The sequence below is a fragment of the Actinomadura darangshiensis genome (assembly GCF_004349235.1).
In the GTDB taxonomy this organism is placed as follows: Bacteria; Actinomycetota; Actinomycetes; order Streptosporangiales; family Streptosporangiaceae; genus Spirillospora; species Spirillospora darangshiensis.
In genome coordinates this window covers 47,107-65,764 of record NZ_SMKY01000013.1, presented here as the reverse complement: position 1 = coordinate 65,764, position 18,658 = coordinate 47,107, and the positions used below count along the sequence as shown (strand labels likewise).

Annotated in this window: 21 protein-coding genes and 1 pseudogene; 10 read left to right on the top strand and 12 right to left on the bottom strand. The window is 71.1% G+C overall.

Going from position 1 to position 18,658, the window contains the following annotated elements:
* Positions 1-524: pseudogene (locus tag E1293_RS05225) on the bottom strand (hypothetical protein); the annotation flags it as partial.
* Positions 525-625: 101 nt separating this feature from the next.
* Positions 626-1,180 carry a DUF1707 SHOCT-like domain-containing protein gene (locus E1293_RS05220; RefSeq protein ID WP_132194351.1) on the bottom strand — a complete coding sequence of 185 codons (555 nt, stop codon included), beginning with the start codon at positions 1,178-1,180 and terminating at the stop codon, positions 626-628.
* A gap of 205 nt (positions 1,181-1,385) precedes the next feature.
* Here E1293_RS05220 and E1293_RS05215 point away from each other — a divergent pair, with 205 nt between their 5' ends.
* Positions 1,386-1,970 carry a Uma2 family endonuclease gene (locus tag E1293_RS05215; protein WP_132194349.1) on the top strand — a complete coding sequence of 195 codons (585 nt, stop codon included), beginning with the start codon at positions 1,386-1,388 and terminating at the stop codon, positions 1,968-1,970.
* Here the strand turns inward: E1293_RS05215 and E1293_RS05210 are convergent.
* Positions 1,967-2,947 (bottom strand): AraC family transcriptional regulator, encoded by a 981-nt coding sequence (locus E1293_RS05210; protein WP_132194347.1) that lies wholly within the window; start codon positions 2,945-2,947, stop codon positions 1,967-1,969. The genes E1293_RS05215 and E1293_RS05210 overlap by 4 nt on opposite strands.
* A 146-nt stretch (positions 2,948-3,093) precedes the next feature.
* On the opposite strand from E1293_RS05210, the gene E1293_RS05205 reads away from it, so the two are divergent.
* The 3 genes from E1293_RS05205 to E1293_RS05195 all read left to right on the top strand — a co-directional run bounded on the left by E1293_RS05205 (position 3,094) and on the right by E1293_RS05195 (position 5,444).
* Positions 3,094-3,642: an anthrone oxygenase family protein gene (locus E1293_RS05205; RefSeq protein ID WP_207938673.1), complete on the top strand. Its 549-nt coding sequence runs from the start codon at positions 3,094-3,096 to the stop codon at positions 3,640-3,642.
* Positions 3,643-3,720: 78 nt separating this feature from the next.
* The gene (locus E1293_RS05200) at positions 3,721-4,056 is read left to right on the top strand and encodes a helix-turn-helix domain-containing protein (protein ID WP_132194345.1); all 336 of its coding nucleotides are present in this window, start codon (positions 3,721-3,723) and stop codon (positions 4,054-4,056) included.
* Positions 4,057-4,295: 239 nt separating this feature from the next.
* Positions 4,296-5,444, top strand: coding sequence for a UDP-N-acetylglucosamine--N-acetylmuramyl-(pentapeptide) pyrophosphoryl-undecaprenol N-acetylglucosamine transferase (locus E1293_RS05195; protein ID WP_243716031.1), 1,149 nt, complete (start codon positions 4,296-4,298; stop codon positions 5,442-5,444).
* Between the two features lie 30 nt (positions 5,445-5,474).
* On the opposite strand, the gene E1293_RS05190 is transcribed toward E1293_RS05195, so the two are convergent.
* Entirely contained in the window at positions 5,475-6,368 is an 894-nt protein-coding gene (locus E1293_RS05190; protein WP_132194341.1) for a LysR family transcriptional regulator, read from the bottom strand.
* Between the two features lie 71 nt (positions 6,369-6,439).
* Between E1293_RS05190 and E1293_RS05185 the strand changes: the two genes are divergently transcribed.
* Positions 6,440-7,375 carry a DMT family transporter gene (locus tag E1293_RS05185; protein WP_132194339.1) on the top strand — a complete coding sequence of 312 codons (936 nt, stop codon included), beginning with the start codon at positions 6,440-6,442 and terminating at the stop codon, positions 7,373-7,375.
* Here E1293_RS05185 and E1293_RS05180 read toward each other — a convergent pair.
* Both E1293_RS05180 and E1293_RS05175 read right to left on the bottom strand, forming a co-directional pair.
* Entirely contained in the window at positions 7,350-7,556 is a 207-nt protein-coding gene (locus E1293_RS05180) for a DUF397 domain-containing protein (RefSeq protein ID WP_132194337.1), read from the bottom strand. The genes E1293_RS05185 and E1293_RS05180 overlap by 26 nt on opposite strands.
* Complete coding sequence (locus E1293_RS05175) at positions 7,553-8,356, bottom strand: helix-turn-helix domain-containing protein (RefSeq protein ID WP_132194335.1); 804 nt, start codon at positions 8,354-8,356, stop codon at positions 7,553-7,555. Before E1293_RS05175 ends, E1293_RS05180 begins: the two co-directional genes overlap by 4 nt.
* A gap of 276 nt (positions 8,357-8,632) precedes the next feature.
* Between E1293_RS05175 and E1293_RS05170 the strand changes: the two genes are divergently transcribed.
* From E1293_RS05170 to E1293_RS05155, 4 genes are all read left to right on the top strand, one after another.
* Positions 8,633-8,911, top strand: a complete 279-nt coding sequence (locus E1293_RS05170; RefSeq protein WP_132194333.1) for a hypothetical protein — start codon at positions 8,633-8,635, stop codon at positions 8,909-8,911.
* On the top strand, positions 8,908-9,180 hold the full coding sequence (locus tag E1293_RS05165) for a hypothetical protein (protein ID WP_132194331.1): 273 nt from the start codon (positions 8,908-8,910) through the stop codon (positions 9,178-9,180). The genes E1293_RS05170 and E1293_RS05165 overlap by 4 nt, the downstream gene beginning before the upstream one ends.
* 381 nt (positions 9,181-9,561) lie before the next feature.
* Positions 9,562-10,491: an NADP-dependent oxidoreductase gene (locus E1293_RS05160; RefSeq protein ID WP_243716030.1), complete on the top strand. Its 930-nt coding sequence runs from the start codon at positions 9,562-9,564 to the stop codon at positions 10,489-10,491.
* A 9-nt stretch (positions 10,492-10,500) separates the two neighbouring features.
* Positions 10,501-11,187, top strand: a complete 687-nt coding sequence (locus E1293_RS05155) for a cupin domain-containing protein (protein ID WP_243716029.1) — start codon at positions 10,501-10,503, stop codon at positions 11,185-11,187.
* On the opposite strand, the gene E1293_RS05150 is transcribed toward E1293_RS05155, so the two are convergent.
* Positions 11,184-11,663 carry a MarR family winged helix-turn-helix transcriptional regulator gene (locus E1293_RS05150; RefSeq protein ID WP_132194329.1) on the bottom strand — a complete coding sequence of 160 codons (480 nt, stop codon included), beginning with the start codon at positions 11,661-11,663 and terminating at the stop codon, positions 11,184-11,186. The two genes, E1293_RS05155 and E1293_RS05150, sit on opposite strands and share 4 nt — an antisense overlap.
* Before the next feature lie 65 nt (positions 11,664-11,728).
* Between E1293_RS05150 and E1293_RS05145 the strand changes: the two genes are divergently transcribed.
* Positions 11,729-12,580 carry an LLM class F420-dependent oxidoreductase gene (locus tag E1293_RS05145; protein ID WP_132194327.1) on the top strand — a complete coding sequence of 284 codons (852 nt, stop codon included), beginning with the start codon at positions 11,729-11,731 and terminating at the stop codon, positions 12,578-12,580.
* Positions 12,581-12,634: 54 nt separating this feature from the next.
* Here the strand turns inward: E1293_RS05145 and E1293_RS05140 are convergent, their stop codons facing one another.
* The 5 genes from E1293_RS05140 to E1293_RS05120 all read right to left on the bottom strand — a co-directional run bounded on the left by E1293_RS05140 (position 12,635) and on the right by E1293_RS05120 (position 18,655).
* A complete protein-coding gene (locus tag E1293_RS05140) occupies positions 12,635-13,639 on the bottom strand; it encodes a sugar phosphate isomerase/epimerase family protein (protein WP_132194325.1) in 1,005 nt (334 codons plus the stop codon).
* A gap of 1 nt (position 13,640) precedes the next feature.
* Positions 13,641-14,780: a Gfo/Idh/MocA family protein gene (locus E1293_RS05135; RefSeq protein WP_132194323.1), complete on the bottom strand. Its 1,140-nt coding sequence runs from the start codon at positions 14,778-14,780 to the stop codon at positions 13,641-13,643.
* Positions 14,781-14,899: 119 nt separating this feature from the next.
* Positions 14,900-15,961 carry an ABC transporter substrate-binding protein gene (locus E1293_RS05130; RefSeq protein ID WP_132194321.1) on the bottom strand — a complete coding sequence of 354 codons (1,062 nt, stop codon included), beginning with the start codon at positions 15,959-15,961 and terminating at the stop codon, positions 14,900-14,902.
* An 88-nt stretch (positions 15,962-16,049) separates the two neighbouring features.
* Positions 16,050-17,141, bottom strand: coding sequence for an ABC transporter permease (locus E1293_RS05125; RefSeq protein WP_243716028.1), 1,092 nt, complete (start codon positions 17,139-17,141; stop codon positions 16,050-16,052).
* Positions 17,138-18,655 (bottom strand): sugar ABC transporter ATP-binding protein, encoded by a 1,518-nt coding sequence (locus E1293_RS05120; protein ID WP_132194319.1) that lies wholly within the window; start codon positions 18,653-18,655, stop codon positions 17,138-17,140. Before E1293_RS05120 ends, E1293_RS05125 begins: the two co-directional genes overlap by 4 nt.
* Positions 18,656-18,658 lie beyond the last annotated feature (3 nt).

Below are 18,658 nucleotides of genomic sequence, written 5' to 3'. Positions count from 1 at the left end.
TAAAGGACAGCCCCGGACCCGCCCTCGCCCCGTGAGACCCCGACGATCACACCCCCGGCGACCACGACGAGCCCGGCCGCCACCGCCGCGCGAGCACGCAGCCGCCGCGACATTCCCGACCTCATCACCGGCTGCGGCTTCGGCTCGGGCATGGACGGCCCGGCGACCAGCACGTCATAGGGCTCGGGCTTCGCCTTCGCGGCAGGTCGGGCGTTGGCGGCCTTCGCCTCGGGCGCGGGCTTCGCCTCAGGGGCCGCTTCCGGCTCCGCAGGGGCCTGCACACGGACGGCATTGAGGCTCGCGGCCTTCGGCGCGCGCTCCCGGGGCGGGGCGCCATGGCCCCACTTCAGCCCGGCGGCCCGCCAGGCCTCGTACGCGCGCTGCCACGGCGACAGGGTCGCGGGCATGTCGGCGAGGTCGCCGGAGACGCCGAACGTGAGCCGCCGCCGCACCTGGCGGGAGTCCACCGGTTCCTCTTCGGCCGTCCGCGGGGCCGTGTCCTGCTCCGGGGTCCTCGCCGTCACTCGCGCTCCTTAACGTCCCTGTCGGACCACCATCAAATCGCGCCACGGGAGCCCGTGTACGGACATCCACGTGAACGACGGCCCTGGAGCGTTCTATCACCTCACGAGCGACGAATCCGATCTTTCGCTTCGATCGCTCCCTTGTAGGCATAACCCCTGATTTGGACGACCGGGGCGCCGGGCGGCGGGTCGCCGTGCACCTCCATCGACACGCCCACACCGTGCGTCTCCACGCGGATACCGGGCGGCACGATGATCTGCACCTCGGACTTGTACGCGAGCACCCGCAGGGTCGTGACCCGGGCGTCCAGCTCGGCCTCGCAGAGGTCGATCAGCCCCGTCCCCTTGTAGACGACGGTCGTGAACCGTCCGGGCAGGCGCCAGCGCCCGGCCCGCGTGACCGAGTTCTTGTAGGCGACCTGGAACCGGCCCGCGGGCCCGCCCGCGGGCGCGGTGCGCTTCCCGGACGGCAGGTCGGCGGCCACGGCGTCCAGATCGCCGTGCGTGCGCGCGGCCAGCGCCAGGTCGATGCGCTCGTCCAGTTCCGTTTCGCTCAGCCGCCCTTCGGCGAAGGCGGTGTGCAGCCGGACGAGCATCTCGTCGCGGTCGCTGTCCGAGGCGCGCACGGCGGGCGCGGGATGCTGCTCGACGCTCATCACATCTCTCCTTCGCGGCGGTCTGCCTCCGCAGCCTGGACCCTCCAGCGGCCGGAGAGTCAAGACGCGATGTATCTTAACTCGCCGCCGCTCGGCTTTCGAGACATTCGGCCGCATCCCGACGCGCGATCATGGCTGCGCCCTTTCCGGACGTCCGTCCACTAGATTCGGATCAGCCCGTTGATCAAGGTGAGGGGGACGGTCCATGGGCGGGACGCTCGGCCGCGCGCACGGCCCGTACACCCTGTACGACCTGGACGCGCTCCCCGAGGAGGGCCGCCGCTACGAGCTCGCCGACGGCTGGCTGAACGAGCTGCCCGGCGACCTCTGGCACGACCATGCGGCCGAACAGCTCAAGACCATCCTCAAGGACGCGGCCCGCCAGGCGGACGCCGACGTCCACATCGCCGGCGCCCCGCAGGACGTCACGACCCCGTCCGGCATCCGCAAACCGGACGTCTTCGCCGTAGCCCGCGACGTGGCCCGAATCGCCCTCGAACGGCAGACCCGCACCTACTACGGCCCCGACCTCATCCTGGTGGCCGAGGTGGTCACGCCCCGCACCGTGAACGAGCAGATCGACCGCGTCCGCAAGGTGGACGAGTACGCCGCGACCGGCATCCCCCACTACTGGCTGGTCGACCTGGAGCCCCGCCCCACCCTCACCCTGCTCGAACTGACCGACGGCACCTACGAGGTGACCGGCAGGGCCCGCTCCGGCGAGACCCTCACCCTGGACCGCCCCTACCCCATAACCTTCGACCCCGCCCGCCTCTCCGAAATGGACTAGCGCCCCACGTCGATCAGCGCGCTCTCCTCGTCGGCGGCGCTCTTCCTGACCGAGCCGGGCGAGACGCCGACGACGCGTTTGAAGGCGCGGCCGAACGCCGCCTCGGACCGGTAGCCGAGCCGGTCGGCCAGCTGGCCCACCGTGGCGCCCTCCTTCAGCTCGGCGACCGCGACGTGCATGCGCCACCGTGCGACGTAGCTCATCACCGGCTCACCGACCAGCTCGGTGAAGCGGGCGGCGAACGCCGAACGCGACATCGCCAGCTCCCGGGCCAGTGAGGCGACGGTCCAGGGCCGCGCGGGATCGCGATGGACGAGGGAGATGGCGCGGCCGATCTGGGGATCGCGCAGAGCCCCCAGCCAGCCCGTCCGCGCGCCCGGATCGCTCTCCAGCCAGGCCCGGATCGCCTGGATCACGAGGATGTCCCCGAGACGCGTGATCACGGCCTCGCCACCGGGTCTGAGCTCACCGGCCTCGGAGGCCATCATCCGCAGCGTGCTCTGCATCCACTCCAGCCGGTGCGAGCGGGACGCCTCGACGTGGATCATGCCCGGCAGGACCTCGACGAGGTTCCCCGCGGCCGGATGCCCGAACCGCACCGCCCCGCAGATGAGCCCGGCGGACGCGCCGCCCCCGCCGTGGCGGAGTATCTCGTAGCGCGCACTGACCGCCTCGCGCTCCAGGTCGAGGATCCCCGGCGCCGGGGCACCGGGCTCGCTGCGCAGGACGTGCCCCTCCCCATGCGGCACGAGCGCGAGGTCGCCGAGCTGGATCCATCCCTGCCCGCCGCCCTCGGTCTCCAGCCAGAACCGGCCGGAGGTGACCGCGTGGAACCAGAGGTACCCCGGCATCGGCGGCAGCGTGAGCCCCCAGGGCGCGGTGAGCTCGGACCGGCAGTAGTACGCACCGTTCATCCGCAGGAAATGCAGTGCCTCCCCGAGGGGATCGGCCGGTCGGAACGGATCAGGCGCTTCCATGAGACCGAGCATGCAACGCCGTCCCATTGATCGTCCAGCACCCTGGACGATGAGTCATGTTTCCGCCCGCCACAGTCATAGACGGTCCCGAGCCATGAGGCAACCCTGGACGTATAGCACGACACCAAAGCCGAGAGGAGACCGAGATGTGGACCGATACACCAACCCAGAAGCCCGCCCACGAAGACCGGCGACGCAGGGACCGCAACGCGGGCATCGTCCTGGGCACCGCGGTCGTCGCCATGGGCCTGGCCGCAGGTCTCCTCGCCGCCTTCACGATCGCCGTCATGCCGGGCCTGACCGCGTCCGACGACCGCACGCTGGTCGACGCGATGCAGCACATGATCGTCAAGATCGAGAACCCGGTCTTCTTCCTCATCTTCCTCGGCGCCCCGATCCTCGCCGCGATCGCCTTGGTCCAGGCCCGCCGCTCAGGCTCGGCCAGGACCGCCCGCTGGATCATCGCCGGCCTCGTCCTCTACACGCTGACGCTGCTCGTCACCTTCGCGGTCCACGTCCCGCTCAACTACGAGCTGAGGGACATGGGCGACCCCGCCCACATCAAGAACCTGGCCGCCGTCCGCGACGACTTCGTGACCCCTTGGGTCACCTGGGACATAGTCCGCACCCTGACGGCAACAGCCGCCTTCACCGCCCTAACCCGAGCCCTGACCCTCCACCCCCACACGACCTGAACCGGACGCGGCGCTACCGCCACATGCGAGATCCTGCGAACGAACGATGATGATTCAAGCCGACGGGAGGCGATTCCGGTGACCACGACGACAGGCGCACAGATCGAGCACGCCCGGGGCGCCGCGGGCCTCAGCCAGCGCGCCCTTTCGGATGCGACCGGCATCTCGCAGCCCATCCTGTCGCGGATCATCTCCGGGGACCGCGCAGCGAAGATGCCGGAGCTGGTGGTGACCGCGTGGTCGACGGGCCACACGATCGCCCAGCTCACAGGGACAGGGACGGTGGCGGACCGAGCGCAGTGCGCGGTGCGGGCCACCAACGACTTCGGCATGGACCGGATGCGCGAGGCTCTGCTGTCCTTCCTGGAGCTGGACGACTACCTGCGCGACCACGCCATTCCCCCGATGGTCTGAGACACACAGGCAGACACACCGCCGCCCGATTTCAGCGACCACACGGCCGGGCAGCCCCATGGCGACGCCTATGAATGCGGCCCACAGCCATGACCAAACGACCGGCCAGGCTCGGTACGGACTGCTAACGTCCCCATGCTCAGGCATCCCGGAGGACAGTGCGCACTCGAATGGGCGGCTCACCAATCATTAACGACAAGTCGGCAGATTACCTCCACGGCTTGGGTCGTCCTCTACGAATGATCGTCACCGGCGGCGGCACCGGAGGCCACACCTACCCGGCGCTCACCGCCTTCCGCACCCTGAACGCGGCGCTGACGGGCGCGAGACTGCTGTCGGCGGACGCGCTCTGGGTCGGCAAGGCCGACGGTCTCGAATCACGGGTCGCCGCCGACGAGGGGATCGAGTTCCGCGCGGTAGCCACCGGCAAGATCCGCCGTGCAGGCAACCCGCTGAGGATGCTGTCCCCCGCCAACGTCAGCGACATGGGCCGCGTCCCGTTGGGTGTCGTCCAGGCACGCGGGATCGTCGCCGACTTCGAACCTGATGTGGTGCTGGCGACCGGCGGGTATGTCGCCGTCCCCGTCGGGGTGGCCGCCCGTATGTGCCGCTGCCCGCTCGTCGTCCATGAGCAGACCGTCCGTCTTGGGCTGACGAACCGCACGCTCGCACGCGTCGCGACGCGCATGGCGGTGTCGTCGGAATCCTCGCTCCCCCTGCTTCCGGATTCGGTCCGTGCCGCCGCGGTCGTGACGGGCAATCCGGTACGACCCGAGATCCTGACGGGGAAACCTGATCGGGCTGTGGCGGACTTGGGGCTGGACGGCTTCGACCCACGCCTCCCCACCGTGTACGTCACCGGCGGCGCCCAGGGCTCTCAGCAGATGAACGCTCTGGTCACCGCCATCCTGCCGTGGCTGCTCGGACGAGCCAATGTCATCCACCAATGCGGCGCCGACAACCTGGACGACGTTCGCGCACGTGTGACGCAGATGCAGCTCCCGGCCGATCAGGCGGGTCGCCGCCTTCTCATCCCATATGTTGCCGCGGAGCTGCCCGACGTCCTTGCGCTGGCCGACGTCGTGGTCTCCCGGAGCGGTGCGGGCACGATCGCTGAGTTGGCGGCGCTGGGCAAGGCCGCGATCCTGGTGCCTCTGGCCGGCTCAGCGGGCAACGAGCAGGTGCACAACGCCCGCCACCTGGCGGAGATCGGCGCTGCCATCGCGCTGGTCGGCGATGTTGGACCCGACCACCTTCGCGCCGCCATCGCTCCGCTGCTCACCGACGTGCCCCGTCGTACCGACGTGGCGAAACGGGCTCAGGCCCACGGCCGTCCAGAAGCGGCCGCCCGCCTGGTCGAGGTCATCCTCGCCGCGGCTGCAATCTGACGGCCCCTCCGCCCGCGGTCGCGCGATACCTCAGCGGTGCTGTTCGTACTCCAGCAATGCGTCAAGGACGGCGCGGGCGGGGGCGGTGGTCTGGGTGCGGGCGGTGACCAGTGCGTTGATGCGGCGGGAGATGCGGGGCCTGGTCGGCAGTAGGGCGACGGGAGGTGTGGCCAGCCCGGTCAGGGCGAGTTCGGGGATGAGGGACACTCCCGTCCCGGCTCCGACGAGGGCCAGGATCGAGCGGTAGTCGCCGCAGGTGGCGGTGATGTCGGGGGCGAAGCCGGCGGCGGCGCAGGCATGCTGGATCAGCTCCTGGCACGGCGACATCGGCGGCTGGGTGAGCCACGGGTCGTCGGCGAGTTCGCCGACGGCGACGTCGGCTCGGGCCGCCAGCGGATGGCCGGGCGGCAGCGCGGCGTACACGGGTTCGTCGCGGATGTGCACGGTGTGCCATGGTCCGTGCAGGTCGGGGGCGAGCAGGGCGGAGTGGTTCACCAGGGCGACCTCGCAGTCGCCGGCCCGAAGCGCGGCCCGCGCCGGGCCGGGTTCGAGTTCCAGGACGGTCACCTCAAGCTCGGGTGCGGTCGCCCGGAGACGGGTGAGCACGCCGGGGATCAGTCCATAGACGGCCGTGGGCGGCGCGGCGATGCGGATGCTCTGGCCGTTCTGACCGGCCAGCTCGGCCTCGGCCCGGTGCAGGGTGGCCAGCACCGCCTCGGCATGCGCGACCAGTCGCTCACCTGCCGGGGTCGGCCGCACACCGCGGGGCAGACGGGTGAGCAGGACGACGCCGGTGCTGGCCTCCAGCGCGGCCACGGCCTGGCTGGCGGCGCCCGCGGTCAACCCGAGCTTGCGGGCTCCCGCGGCCAGTGAACCCTCGCGGGCGGCGGCGGCCAGGACTTCCAAACGCCGCAACTCAAGCATATAGCCACACTAATAGCAGCAGCGGAGAAGGTGTAGTGGGAGCCAGCCCGGCGGCCGGTCACGCTGGGAGAATGATCTCTCCGCAGCGTGATTCGCGCGGTGACGCCGGGTTGGCGGCGACCGTGCTGACCTGGGCCGCCGCCTTCCCCGCGATCCGGGTCGGGCTGGACGGCTACACGCCCTGGGCGCTGGGGCTGCTGCGGCTCGCGGCGGCCTCCGCCACCCTGGGGCTGGTGGCCGCGGTGTTCCGGCCCGGCCTGCCACACCGTCGGCACTGGCCGCGCCTGGTCGTCTGCGGACTGGTCGGCCAGACGCTGTACCAGCTGTTCCTCATGATCGGCGAGGTGTCCGTGCCGCCCGGCACGGCCAGCGTGCTGATCGCCACCGCGCCGATCTTCAGCGTCGTGGCGGCGGCGGTCCTGCTGCGGGAGCGCCTCGGCCCGCACTGGCGAGGGTTCCTGCTGGCCTTCGCAGGGGCCGTCGTGGCAGGTGCGTCGCTGGGCCTGGGAGGCGGAGCGGCCGCGCTGATCGTGGTCGCGGCAGCCGCCTGCCAGGGGCTTTACCACGTGGCCGTCAAACCGGTGGCCGAGCAACTCGGCGCACTCGCCGCGACGACGTGGTCTGTGTGGGCGGGCTGCCTGCTCGGGCTGCCCGCCTTGCCCGCGCTGCTGTCCGATGCCGCCACCGCGTCCCGCAGCAGCACGCTGGCGGCGGTCTTCCTCGGCGTCGTGCCTTCTGGGCTGGGCTACCTGGCCTGGTCGGACGCCCTGGCCCGCACCACCATCACCCGCAGCACGGTCGCGCTCTACCTCGTGCCCGGCGTCGCCATGCTCCTGTCCTGGGCCTGGCTACGCGACCCGCCCACGGTCCTGGCGGTCATCGGCGGCCTGCTCGCCATCGGCGGCGTCACCCTCGTCCGTCGCCAACCCTCCCCACCAGCACCACGGTCTGTCCCAAGCCAGGGTGCGCGACCTGCCCCGATCAGAGATCCAGAGCGCCGCCCTTGACCTGGACGAGCAAATCGGCGAAGGCGGCCCGGTCCATGGTGAGGTGGCCCGCCTGGGGGTCCTTGCTGTCACGAACGCCGATGAGGGCGGCCGTCTCCGCAACCTCCACACACTGGCCGCTTGCTCCCCCGCTGTGGCTGCTCTTGCGCCAGTGAGCAGACAAGAGGTCGGTCGTCTTCACAGTTCCTCCAACGCCTTGCGGATTGCGGTCTGCGAGTCCTCGGCGTTCAGCGCCTTGGATCTGATCAGCTCCAACAGTATGCCAAGTTCGGCGACATATCCGTCATCGTCGATCAGGCGCCCGCGGCCACCCGCCGACTCAGCGTAGGCCGTATCCGGCTCTCCCGTTGAGGAAAGGATCATGAACGCCCCTTCCGGGCACAATTCGGCGTCTCCCGGAACAACGTGAATGTGAACGTGGGGTAGTTCCGCCAGGTCCAGCAGGTTTTCGAGTTGAGCCCGCATGACCCCTGGACCACCGAACGACCGACGGAGGACCGATTCGTCGAGTAGTGCGACGAGCACAGGCGGGTTCTCTCGCCGCAAGATTTCTTGTCGCTCCAATCGCGCGGCCACGAGACGCTCCAGCTTCTCCGGGTGCTGGCCTGCCCGCAGGACAGCACGCGCGTAGTCCTCGGTCTGCAGAATGCCGGTGATCACGAAGTTCTCGTACAGCTTGATCACACCCGACCCGGCCTCGACTTCGATGAACTCGGGGAAGCCTGCGGGAAGGCCGGTCTCCTCGATGACGCGGGGGTAGAGGGCCTCGAAGAACTGGTCCAGGTCGAATACCTCGTCCAGTGTCTGGCAGAGCTTGAGCGTCGGGCGGCGGTTGCAGAGCTCAATGCCGCTGACCAGGCTGCCCGAGATGTGAATTTTCGCCCCAAGGGTGGGCTGTGACCAGCCTTTTCCCTCGCGGTGCCGCTTGAGGTGAAAGGCGAAGAATGCTCGGGCCGATTCTGAGGGGGGCGGGGGCTGCATGAGAATCCTCCCGATCTGCACAGGACTCTGTGCGGCCGATGGATCGCTTGTGGAGATGAACGTATAGCCGAGCGTAATCGGCTGGGCCAAGGATTGTGGGGCCAGACGGCAATTTCCCCACGACAATGAGGTCGATCATGAAAATGGCCAATGGATTCGTCCGCACCCGGGTCTGCGGGGTGTGACCCGATGGGTGTGCATGAGCGGCGGTATGGAGGGCGCGTTCTTCCACCGCCTCCCCCGGAGCCGGAGGTTGCGCGGCATGCTGGTGCGCTGGTGCCGCAGCGGGAGCGGATCACCTTCCTGGTCCGGCTCAACGAAAGGTTCGTCGGGATGGCGGGGGTGCTGACGGCTTTCACCTCCGTAGACGGGTACCCCGTCCTCAACGTCATCCCGCACAAAATCCCTGGGCGGGCGGCCACGGTCGGGTGCCGCTATCGCGAAGGGCAATGGTGGTTCTACGACGTGCGGGCCGGCGTGCCGATCCGTCCCGCGAATGAACTGGACGCGGCGGCGTCGCAGATCAGTGTGAGCATGTCGCAGGCGGCGCGGTGACCGAGCCGATGTACACGCGGGCGCAGCGCAAGATCTTTGTCTGGGACGTCCGAGGCCGGGACGCCGGGTGGGCCGGGGTGACGGACGATCGCGACGCCGCGATGCGTCACGTCCATCAAGTGCTCCGCGACGGCGGACCGGACGGATGGGGAACGGTCCGGCGGGTCGCGCTCGATCCGCTCGGGCGCGTCCGCTACGTCCCCATCAGAACCGTCGCCGAGGCGTGGCGGGACGAGGGGACCGGCGCGGTCGTCTGGCGGGAGGCATGAACGCCGCGCGGTACCTCGCCGCCCTCGCGTCCGCGCTCGCCGCCGCCGGCTGGTCGGCGCACCTGGAGGGCCCGGGACAGCTGCGGGTACTTCCGGCCGATCCGATGCGGCGCGAGATGAGCATCCGGGTCAAGGCCGGGGTCGGCGGCGTGCCGTGGTTCGTCACGTCGACCGGTGATCCACTGCGGCCGTGCCATGACCTTCCAGGTGCGGTGGAGGCCATCGGCGTGCTGCCCGAGCCGCACCACCCGGGTCGGACGCGGGGACGTCGACCGATTCGGGGGCGGCTTCGGAAATGGAATGGGCTGGCTCGGGCTTGGTTCTGTTGACGATCTCGCCGCCGGACGGGAGCGGCGGGGCGGAGCCGGGGAGAGGAAGGCCATGGCGGAACTCATGCGGGCGGTTCGGCAGGACGTTCTCGGTGGGACCGAGGTGCTCAAGGTCGTGGAAGTTGAGCGGCCGGAGCCGGGGCCCACGGAGGTGCTGGTGCGGGTGCGGGCGGCCGGGGTGAATCCGACCGACTGGAAGCACCGGGCGGGTGGCGGGTTCCTCAAGAATCCGCCGTTCATCCTTGGCTGGGACGTCTCCGGTGTGGTGGAGAAGGTCGGGATCGGCGTGACGATCCACAAGCCGGGCGACGAGGTTTTCGGGATGCTGCGGTATCCGTTCGGGGTCGGGTCGCATGCCGAGTACGTGGTGGCGCCGTCGCGGACGTTCGCGGCCAAGCCGTCCAGCATCGACCACGTGCAGGCCGGTGCCTTGCCGCTGGCTGCGTTGACCGCGTGGCAGGCGCTGGTCGACACGGCGGACGTGCGCGAAGGGCAGCGGGTGCTCATTCACGCGGCGGCGGGTGGGGTCGGGCATCTGGCCGTGCAGATCGCCAAGGCGCGCGGCGCGTACGTGATCGGGACGGCGAGTGCGGGCAAGCACGACTTCCTGCGCGGGATCGGCGTGGACGAGCCGGTCGACTACCGCAGCGTCGACTTCGCCGAAGTCGTCAAGGACGTCGACGTGGTGCTCGACACCATCGGGGGCGACTACGGGCCGCGTTCCGTCAGCGTCCTGCGGCCCGGCGGTGTGCTCGTGTCGGTGGTGCTCAGCAGGCTCGGCGAGATCGACACCACCGGGATACGGACGGAGGCTCTGCTCGTCGAGCCCGATCACCATGCGCTGACGCAGATCGCCGCGCTCGCCGGGGCGGGGACGCTGCGGGCGGAGATCGACTCGGTGTTCCCGCTGGCCGACGCGGCCAAGGCACACGAGCGGGGCGACACCGGGCGGGTCACGGGGAAGATCGTCCTGACCGTCTAGGCTCGATGCGTGCTGCTGCTGACGACGCTTGACGCCTGGGAGGCCCAGGCCGGTCCGCGGTTCGTTCTGTCCGAGGCGGGGGCCGTTTGGGCTCCGGAGGACGAGCCGGGGCTGCTGGCCGTGGCCGACGACGTCTTCAAGCACGGGCAGGTCGTCGCCGTGACGCTGGATCCCGCGTCGGCGCGTGGGGTGATCGACCGGACCACGGCGTCCGGCATCCGGTATGTGCGGCGTGGGCCGGACGGGCGCCATGTCGCGGTGTTGGAGCGGCCCGCGACGGCCGAGGCCCTCGATCTGCTGCCGCATCCGGAGGGCGGCTGGTTCCGGGAGACGTGGCGGTCGGACATCACGTTCACGCCGGACGGTTATCCCGGGGAGCGGGCGAGTGCGACCGGCATCTACTTCCTGCTGCCGCCGGGCGAGGAGTCGATGTGGCATGTCGTCCGGTCGGCGGAGGTGTGGTTGTGGCATCGGGGCGGGCCGCTAACGCTGTTCCTCGGCGGGGACGGGGAGCGGCCGTCCGATACGCCGGAGCCGATCACGCTGGGCGGTGGGGTGGCGGATGGGCAGGTGCCGCAGGCGGTCGTCCCGGCGAATGTCTGGCAGGCCGCACGCCCGGCCGGGGACGAGGAGGTCCTGGTGAGCTGCATCGTCTCCCCCGGGTTCGACTTCGCCGACTTCCGGGCCCTGCCCTAGCGTCTGCGGCGCGGCCGCACCATCTGCTCGGCCCAGAACGGCTCCATGACGCGGCCCATCGCCGTGACGAGCGTGCGGAGTTCATCGTCCGACAGCGGCCCGAACACGTCCGCGCCCACATCGTCGGCGAGGGCGCGGGCCCGGCGGTGCATGACCCGGCCGTCCTCGGTGATGCGAACCGAGTAGCGCCGCCGGTCGCGCGGGTCGCGGGTGCGCTCGCACAACCCGCGCGCCTCCAGGTCGTCGACGAGGCCGACCATCAGCGTCGGGTCGAGCAGCAGGTAGCCCGCCATCTCCTGCTGCGACAGCGTCTCGGACGTGCTGAGCATCGCCAGCACCAGGAAGTGCCGCACCCGGATGCCGAGCGGTTTCAGTTCCTCTTCGAGCCGCTGCTCCAGCCACCATCCGCACTTGGACAGCTGGAAGCCGGCCACGGACGCGAGCCCCTCCGGCAGCCCGTCCCGCATGGAACCCATGGCGGCATGCTATAGCAGTTCGACCATCGGTTGACTCGATCATAGAAAAGTTCGACTATTAACGGATGCCGCCAACTCTCGGACTCTTCGCCCTCAACATGTACGCGGCCGCCGAGCCGCGCACCGCCGCCCGGATCGCCAAGCTGGCCGAGGACCTCGGGTACGACTCGGTGTGGGTCGGCGACCATGTCGTCCTGCCGAGCCCCCGCGCCGACTCGTCCCCGGCCGAACCGGACGCGCCGTTCCTCGACCCGCTGACGGCCCTCGCCCACCTCGCCGCCCACACCGAACGCATCGCGCTCGGCACCGGAGTCGTCGTCCTCCCCCAGCGGAACCCGCTCATCCTCGCCAAGCAGCTCGCCAGTATCGACGTCCTCAGCGAGGGACGGCTCATCTTCGGCGCGGCCGCCGGGTATCTGGACAAGGAACTCCGCACGCTCGGCGTCCCGCCGGAAAGCCGCGGGGACCGCGTCGACGAGTACCTCGCGGCCATGCGGTCGCTCTGGTACGACGACAAGCCCGCCTTCCAGGGCCGCCACGTCGGCTTCGAGGGAGTGGACGCCCATCCCCGCCCGGTCCAGCGGCCGATCCCCGTCGTGACCGGCGGGCACAGCCCGGCGGCGCTCCGCCGGGCCGCCCGGCACGCGGACGGCTGGTACGGCTGGATGCTCGGACGACGCGCCGCCGCCGAGACGATCCCCCGGCTGCGCGCGCTCACCCGCGAGGCCGGCCGCGAACCGCTGCACATCTCGATCAGCCCGCCCAAGCTCCCGGACGCGGAGTTCGTGCGGGCCTACGCCGAGCTGGGCGTCGACAGGCTCATCGTCGTGCCGCCCATGGACGTCCCGGCGTCCGAGCTGGAACGGTTCGTGGCCGACCACGCGCCGGCCGGGCTGGGCGCCCGGCCGGCCGGTTGAGGGAGCGGTGCGCCGCCCGCGTGCGTGGCCTCACGGGGGCGGCACACCGCAAGATCAGTCGGACGAGAACGCCGCGTCGAACGAGGCCGTCGGCGGCTCCATCCTGTTGAGCTCCCGGACGAACTCCAGCGCCTCGGGGGCGCCCTGGAGGCGGTCCATCCCGGCGTCCTCCCACTCGACCGAGATCGGGCCGCCGTAGCCGATCGAGTTCAGCGCGCGGAACACGTCCTCCCACGGGACGTCGCCGCGGCCGGTGGAGATGAAGTCCCAGCCGCGCCGCAGGTCGGCCCACGGCAGGTGGGACGAGAGGCGCCCGCGGCGGCCGTCGCCCGTGCGGACCTTGGTGTCCTTGCAGTCGACGTGGTAGATCCGGTCGCGGAAGTCGAACAGGAAGCCGACCGGGTCGAGCTCCTGCCACACGAAGTGGGACGGGTCGAAGTTCAGCCCGAACGCGGGACGGTGCCCGATCGCCTCCAGCGTCCGGACGGTCGTCCAGTAGTCGTAGGCGATCTCGCTCGGGTGCACCTCGTGCGCGAACCGGACGCCGACCTCGTCGAACACGTCCAGGATCGGGTTCCAGCGCTCGGCGAAGTCGGCGTAGCCGCGCTCGACCATCGCGTCGGGGGTCGGCGGGAACATCGCGACCGTGTGCCAGATCGAGGAGCCGGTGAAGCCGACGACGGTGTCGACGCCGAGCCTGGCCGCGGCGCGGGCGGTGTCCTTGATCTCTTCGGCGGCGCGCCGCCGGACGCCCTCGGCCTCGCCGTCGCCCCAGATCCGCTCGGGCAGGATCGCCTGGTGGCGCTCGTCCGGGATGTCGCAGACGGCCTGCCCGACGAGGTGGTTGGAGATCGCCCACACCTTCAGGTCGTGCTTGGCGAGCGTCTCCAGCTTCCGCGGGATGTAGGCGTCGTCGGCGACGGCCTTGTCGACCTCGAAGTGGTCGCCCCAGCAGGCGATCTCCAGGCCCTCGTAGCCCCAGCCGGACGCCAGCCGGCAGACCTCCTCGAACGGCAGGTCCGCCCACTGGCCGGTGAACAGGGTGACCGGTCGTGCCATCTCACTCGCTCCCTTCGACATCGACCCAGCATCGGGCCGCCGCGCTGGCCGCGACCGCGGCGAGGACGCGCTGCACCTGCAGGCCGTCGGCGAACGACGGGCGCGGGTCGGCGTCATCGGCGATGGCGGTGAGCAGGTCGGCGATCTGGTGGGTGAACGTGTGCTCGTACCCCAGGATGTGACCGGGCGGCCACCAGTGCCCGGCGTACGGGTGGACGGGCTCGGTGACGACGATCCGGCGGAAGCCGGCGGTCTCGGCGTCCTCGGTCCCGTCGTAGAACCAGAGCTCGTTCAGCGACTCCAGGTCGAACGCCAGGGACCCGGACGAGCCGCTGACCTCGATCCGCAGCGAGTTCTTGCGTCCGGTGGCGAACCGGGTGGCCTCGAACGTGGCGAGGGCGCCGGCGCCGGTGCGCCCGATGAACAGGGCGGCGTCGTCCACGGTGACCTGGGCCGTGCCGCCGCCCGGCACCGGACGTTCCGGGACGAACGTGTCCAGCACCGCCGACACCCCGGTGAGCGAGTGCCCGGTGATGAACTGGGCGGTGTCGATGATGTGGGCGCCGATGTCGCCGAGCGCCCCCGACCCGGCCCTGTCGCGGTCCATCCGCCAGGTGAACGGGGCCTCCGGGTCGGCCAGCCAGTCCTGCAGGTACTGGGCCCGGATGTGCCGGACGGTCCCGATGCGCCCCTCGTCCACCAGCCGCCGGGCGAGGGTGACCGCCGGGACGCGCCGGTAGTTGAACCCGACCATCGACCGGACACCGCGCTCGCGGGCGCGCTCGGCGGCGGCGGCCATCGCCTCCGCCTCCGCGACGGAGTTGGCGAGGGGCTTCTCGCACAGCACGTGCTTGCCGGCGTCGAGCGCGGCGACCGCGATCTCGGCGTGGCTGTCGCCCGGCGTGCAGATGTCGACGAGCTGGACGTCGTCCCGGCGGAGCAGCTCCTTCCAGTCGGTTTCCACCGACGCCCAGCCGAGCGCCTCGGCGGCGGCTCGCGCGCGGTCGGCGGAACGTCCGGCCAGGGCGGCCATGACGGGCGTCAGCGGCGGCTCGAAGAACGGCCCGACGCTGCGCCACGCCTGGGAGTGGGCGCGTCCCATGAACGCGTGCCCGACCATCCCGACTCCGACGGTCGTCATATCCTGCTCACCTCTCTGTGTCGTCTCCCGGGGCGCCCCCGGGACCCCCGGACGCGGGAGCCTGGCCGGCGCGCCCGCCCGGAGGGGAAGATGGGCGGGCGCGCCGGCGCCCCCGTCGCTCAGGACTCGAAGCCGAGCGGCATGTACGTGTCGACGTTGTCCTTGGTCACCGTCTCCGACGCCAGCGTGAGCGACTGCGGCGCCTGCAGCTCGACCAGGTCGGCCATGCCCTTGCCCTGCGCGATCAGCCGGGCCAGCTTGATCGCGGACGCGGCCATCGTCGGCGGGTAGGTGACGGTCGCCTCCAGTACCCCGCCGCCCGACTTGATCTCCCGCATCGCGTTGGCGGATCCGGCGCCGCCGACCATGAAGAACTCCTTGCGGCCGGACTGCTTGATCGCGGCTAGCACGCCGACGCCCTGGTCGTCGTCCTGGTTCCACAGCGCGTCGATCTTCTTGTGCGCCTGCAGCAGGTTGCTCGCGACCTGGTTGCCGGACTCGACGGTGAACTTCGCGTCCTGCTTGGCGGTGACGGAGAAGCCGTAGGTCTTCAGCGCGTCCTCGAAGCCCTTGGTGCGCTCCTGCGTCAGCGGCAGCGTCGCGATGCCCTGGATCTCCACGATCACCGGGTTCGAGACGCCCTTGTCCTTCAGCTTCTTGCCGATGTAGTTGCCGGCCGAGACGCCCATGCCGTAGTTGTCGCCGCCGATCCACGTCCGGTACGACAGCTTGTCGGGGAAGACGCGGTCGAGGTTGACGACGGGGATGCCGGCGTCCATCGCCTTGCGGGCGACCTGGTTCAGCTGCTCGCCGTCGTTCGGCAGGATCACCAGCACGTTGACCTTGGCGCGGATCAGCGTCTCCACGGCGGAGATCTGCTGGTTGATGTCGTTGGTCGGCTCGACCGGCTTGAACGTGACGTCCTTGTACTTCTTGGCCTGCGCCTCGGCGTTCTTGGCGATCGCCGCGATCCAGCCGTGGTCCGCGGCGGGCGCCGAGAACCCGATGGTGACCTGCTTGCCGGGCTTGTCGTTGTCGCCGGCGAGCGACCCGGCCTGCGCCGCCGGGGCCGGGTCCTTCTCGCTGTTGCTGGTGCAGGCCGCGGCGAGGGTGCCGGCCGCGACGGCGGCGCCGCCGAACAGGACGCCCCTGCGGGTGGGTCGAGGGCTCTGATCACGCATGACGTGCTCCTGTGAAGGGATGGTGCGTCCCCCGCCGCGCGGTCCCCGGGACGCGCGGCGCCGGACATGGGGTGGGGTTCGGACGAGGTCAGGTGGGCGATCTGAGCCCGCGGCGCTGCAGCAGCACGGCGATCACGATGATCACGCCCTTGGCGACGAGCTGGTCGCTGGTCTGCAGGCCGTTCAGGATGAACAGGTTGGTGATGAGGGTGAACACCAGCACGCCGAGGATCGACCCGACGACGGTGCCGCGCCCGCCGGTGAGCAGTGTCCCGCCGATGATGACGGCGGCGATCGCGTCCAGTTCGTAGAGGTCGCCGTGGGTGCTGGAGCCGGTGGTGGTCCGCGCCATGATGATGATCGCGGCGATGCCGCAGCAGAACCCGGACAGCGCGTACAGCAGCAGCGTGTGCCGGCGGACGTCGATGCCGGCGAGCCGCGCCGCCTCCGGGTTGCCGCCGACGGCGAACGTCCGGCGGCCGAACGTGGTGCGGTTGAGCAGCAGCCAGCCGACGACGGCGACGGCCGCGAAGATGTACACGACCAGCGGCAGCCCGAGGACCTTGGTGGTGGACAGCGCCTCGATCGCGTCGTTCTCCGGCCGGACGAGCTGGGTCTTGCGGTCCGACATCCGCTGCGCGAGGCCGCGCGCCGCGACGAGCATCGCGAGGGTGGCGATGAACGGGACGAGCCGCCCGTAGGAGATGAGGATCCCGGTGACGACGCCCGCGCCCGTCCCGACGAGGATCGCGCACAGCGCCATCACGGCCGGGCCGTAGGACTGCGTCGCCACCGTGGTCGCCCACACCGACGCCAGGGCCATCACCGACCCGACCGACAGGTCGATGCCGCCGCCGATGATCACGAAGGTCTGGCCGACGGTGATCACGCCGATGGTGGCGGCGAGCGCGAGGATGCCGACCACGTTCCCGGACGTGGCGAAGTTGTCCGGCTCGGTGAACACGCCGACGAGCGCGAGCAGCACCAGTGCGGCGACCAGTCCGAGGTGGTGGATCTCGCGGCTTCCGGCGCCGCCGTTGCGCGCGAACGGCCGCCGCCACGACCCGCCCGCGCCGGGTTTCTTGAGCACGGGGCCGAGCGGTTCGCCGCGCTCGCCCACACCCGTGCCGTTCCCGGGGGTCTGGGGGGTCGACCCCTCGGAATGAGACGTCTCGGTCACAGGGCGCTCCCTTCCATGATCATGTTGAGCACGGAGCCCTCGTCGAGGTCGCGGGCGTCGCCGGTGTGCACGACGCGCCCCTCCCGGACGACGAGGACCCGGTCGGCGAGCCCGAGCACCTCGGGGACCTCGCTGGACACCAGCAGCACCCCGATGCCGCGGCCGGCCAGCTGCCGGATCACCGCGTACAGCTCGGCGCGGGCGCCGACGTCCACGCCGCGGGTCGGCTCGTCCAGGATCAGCAGCCGCAGCCCGTCCGGGTCGAGCAGCCACCGGGCCAGCACGACCTTCTGCTGGTTGCCTCCCGACAGCGTCACCACGGGACGTCTCGGGTCGGGCGGCCGGATGTCGAGCGCCTCGATCTGGCGGCGCACGTCGGCGAGCTCGCGGCGGCGGCTGAGCCAGCCGAACGACGCGTACCTGGACAGCCCGGCGACGCTGACGTTCCCGGCGACCGACTCGTTCATCAGCAGCGCCTGGCTCTTGCGCTCCTCCGGCGCCATCCCCATGCCGCGCCGCACCGCCGCGCCCGTGTCGCCGGGACGTACCGGGCGCCCGTCGATGAGCACCCGTCCCCGCGCCGGCCGCCGGGCGCCGTAGACGGTCTCCAGAATCTCCGAGCGCCCCGATCCGACGAGCCCGGCCAGCCCGACGATCTCGCCCGCGCGGACGGTGAGCGAGACGTCCTCGAACGCGCCGGGCAGCGTGAGGTCCTCCACGCGCAGCACCTCGGGACGGTCGTCCTCCGGCTCGGGCCGCTCCGGGAACACGTACTCCACGTCGCGTCCCGTCATCAGCGACACGATCTCGTCGGTGGACGTCGTCTGCGCGGGCAGGCCGCCCGCGACCGACCGGCCGTCCTTGAGGACGGTGACCCGGTCGCCGATCTCGCGGATCTCCTCCAGCCGGTGCGAGATGTAGACGACCGCGACGCCGGCGGAGGTCAGTTCCCGGATGATGCGGAACAGGTTGGCGACCTCGTCGTGGGCGAGGGCGGCGGACGGCTCGTCCATCACGATGAGGCGGGCGTCGTGCGACAGGGCGCGGGCCATGCTGACGACCTGCTTGCCCGCCGCCGGCAGCCGGCCGACCTCGCGCCGCGGCGGGATCTCACCGTGCCCGAGCCGCGCGAGCAGGTCCCGCGCCGCCCGCTCGGCCTCGGCCCGCCGGGTGAACCCGAGCCGCGCCCTCTCGTGCCCGAGGAAGACGTTCTCGGCGACCGACAGGCCGTCCACCAGGTCCAGTTCCTGGTAGATGGTGGCGATCCCGGCGCGCATCGCGGCGGTCGGCCCGGCGAGCCGCACCGGCGCCCCGGCGAAGACGATCTCGCCCTGGTCCGGCTGGTGCGCACCGGCCAGCACCTTGATCAGCGTCGACTTCCCGGCGCCGTTCTGGCCGAGCAGGCAGTGCACCTCGCCCGGGCGGACGTCGAGGTCGACGCCGTCCAGGGCGCGCACGCCGGGGAACTCCTTGACGATGCCGCGCATCAGCAGCAGCGGTTCGGGCGAGCCCATCGG